Origin of the sequence: Mesorhizobium sp. M1A.F.Ca.IN.020.03.2.1, assembly GCF_004023205.1 — a bacterium.
GTDB lineage: Bacteria > Pseudomonadota > Alphaproteobacteria > Rhizobiales > Rhizobiaceae > Mesorhizobium.
In genome coordinates this window covers 1-2,195 of the sequence record NZ_RZSV01000418.1, presented here as the reverse complement: position 1 = coordinate 2,195, position 2,195 = coordinate 1, and the positions used below count along the sequence as shown (strand labels likewise).

At 64.0% G+C, this 2,195-nt stretch carries 4 protein-coding genes; 2 read left to right on the top strand and 2 right to left on the bottom strand.

Annotated elements, in window-relative coordinates; translation table 11 throughout:
- The first annotated feature begins 30 nt into the window (after positions 1-30).
- Together EOA79_RS31560 and EOA79_RS31555 are read left to right on the top strand one after the other, a co-directional pair.
- Complete coding sequence (locus EOA79_RS31560) at positions 31-513, top strand: peroxiredoxin (protein ID WP_095800347.1); 483 nt, start codon at positions 31-33, stop codon at positions 511-513.
- Positions 513-989, top strand: coding sequence for a DUF2938 domain-containing protein (locus tag EOA79_RS31555; protein ID WP_067327862.1), 477 nt, complete (start codon positions 513-515; stop codon positions 987-989). The genes EOA79_RS31560 and EOA79_RS31555 overlap by 1 nt, the downstream gene beginning before the upstream one ends.
- Before the next feature lie 15 nt (positions 990-1,004).
- Here EOA79_RS31555 and rnhA read toward each other — a convergent pair whose 3' ends face one another.
- Together rnhA and EOA79_RS31545 are read right to left on the bottom strand one after the other, a co-directional pair.
- The gene (gene rnhA, locus EOA79_RS31550) at positions 1,005-1,538 is read right to left on the bottom strand and encodes a ribonuclease HI (protein WP_095823796.1); all 534 of its coding nucleotides are present in this window, start codon (positions 1,536-1,538) and stop codon (positions 1,005-1,007) included.
- Positions 1,535-2,195 (bottom strand): phosphotransferase (locus EOA79_RS31545; RefSeq protein ID WP_128293660.1); only part of this gene is annotated, 661 nt, incomplete at its 5' end. The genes EOA79_RS31545 and rnhA, both read right to left, overlap by 4 nt.

Sequence of the window (2,195 nt, the reverse complement as noted above, 5' to 3'; positions counted from 1 at the left end):
ATCCTTCCCAATCTCCCAAACGAGGAAACCATGACCATTTCGGTTGGCGAAAAACTGCCCGAAGCGATTTTCAAGGTGATGACCGCCGATGGCGCCAAGCCGATGACCAGCGCCGAGATTTTCGCCGGCAAGAAGGTGGTGCTGTTCGGCGTTCCCGGCGCCTTCACGCCAACCTGCAGCAACAATCATCTGCCGGGCTATCTCGAGAACCACGACGCCATCGTGGCGCGCGGCGTCGACACTATCGCGGTCGTCTCGGTCAACGACGTCCATGTCATGGGCGCCTGGGCACGTTTCACCGGTGGCGAAGGCAAGATCCTCTATCTCGCCGACGGCAGCGGAGACTTCGCCAAGTCGGTCGGACTTGACAATGACCTTTCCGCGAACGGCATGGGGCTGCGCTCGAAGCGCTTTTCGATGATCGTCGATGACAGCAAGGTCGTGGCTCTCAATGTCGAAGCCAAGCCAGGTGTCGACGAGAGCGGGGCGGCCAAAATCCTCGAGCAGCTCTGATGCTCGACATTGTCTGGCGCGCCATCGCGATCGGCATCGGCGCCACGGTCTTCATGGACGTCTGGGCGATTATCCTCAACAAGGCGTTCGGGCTGCCGCGGCCGAATTGGGGCATGGTCGGCCGCTGGGTCCGGCATCTGCCCGAGAAGGTCTTCCATGACGATATCAGTCAGGCCGCCCTCTACACGCATGAAAAGGCGCTGGGCTGGGCGTTCCACTATCTCGTCGGAATTCTCTACGGCGTGATCCTGGTCGTGCTGGCGGGAACGGGCTGGCTGGCAGCGCCGACCTTCCTGCCGGCCTTCATCCTCGGCATCGTCACCGTCGGCGCCGGCTGGTTCCTGCTGGCGCCCGGCATGGGCGCCGGCTGGGCAGCGTCGAGGACGCCCAACCCGATGCTGGTGCGCGCGCTCAACCTCGTCTCGCACACGGTCTTCGCCCTCGGCCTGTTCTCCACGGCGCTGGCGATCCGGTAGAGAACGTCAGGCGCGTCAATAGCTCTGGGTCGAGCGTCGGGGCGCGGGCTTCCTGGCCGGAGCACCAGCCTTCTGCGGCGCAGCCGCAACCGGTGCCGGCCGCGCCTGCTTCGGCTTGAACGGCCCCATGCCTTGCCTTGCCAGTTCGTCGGCGCGCTCGTTCTCCGGGTGGCCGGCATGGCCCTTCACCCAATGCCAGATAACCTTGTGTCGCCTGTTGGCCTCGTCGAGCGCCTGCCAGAGCTCACCGTTCTTGACCGGCTTCCTCTCGCCGGTCTTCCAGCCGTTCTTCTTCCAGCCATGGATCCATTTGGAAATGCCGTCCATGACGTATTTGCTGTCCGTATAGAGATCGACCGTGCAGGGCTCCTTCAGCGCATCGAGCGCGCTGATGGCGGCAAGCAGCTCCATGCGGTTGTTGGTGGTCTCGGCCTCGCCGCCCGACAGCTCCTTGGTGACGCCGTTATAGCGCAGCACCGCGCCCCAGCCGCCCGGCCCGGGATTGCCCGAGCAGGCGCCGTCGGTGAAGATCTCGATTTGCTTGTTCATGTCAGTCCGTATTCTGATGGAGACTTGATCGCCCGGTGGAAGCGCATGCGGCGGATATATTCGGTCGGATCGCGCTTCATCACTAGCCCGCCGTTGGGAATGGTCAGCCAATCATAGAGCCTGGTCAGCATGAAGCGTAGCGCCGAGCCGCGCGCCAGCATCGGCAGCGCCGCTTTTTCCTCTCCCTCAAGCGGCCTCACCGACTGGTAGCCGGCAAGCAGCGCGGCCCCTTTGGTGAGGTTGAAGGAAAAGTCCTTCTCGAAGCACCAGGCGTTGAGGCACGTGGCGACATCATAGGCATAGAGGTCGTCGCAGGCGAAATAGAAATCGATCAGCCCGGACAGCTTCTCGCCAAGGAAGAAGACATTGTCCGGGAAGAGATCCGCGTGGATGATGCCTTGTGGCAGGCGGGTCGGCCAGTTGCGCCCAAAATCCAGGAAGTCCGCGTCGACTTCGGCCGCGAGCCCCGGCTCGACCTCGTCGGCGCGATCGCGCGACGCCGCCCAGAGCTTGCGCCAGCCGTCGATGGCAAGCGCGTTCGGCCGCTTCATCGGGAAATCCTGCCCCGCGAGATGGAGCGCGGCCAACGCCCTGCCGACCTCGCCGCAATGCGCTGCCGTCGGGCGCCTCAGCGACAGGCCCTCGAGGAAGGTGATG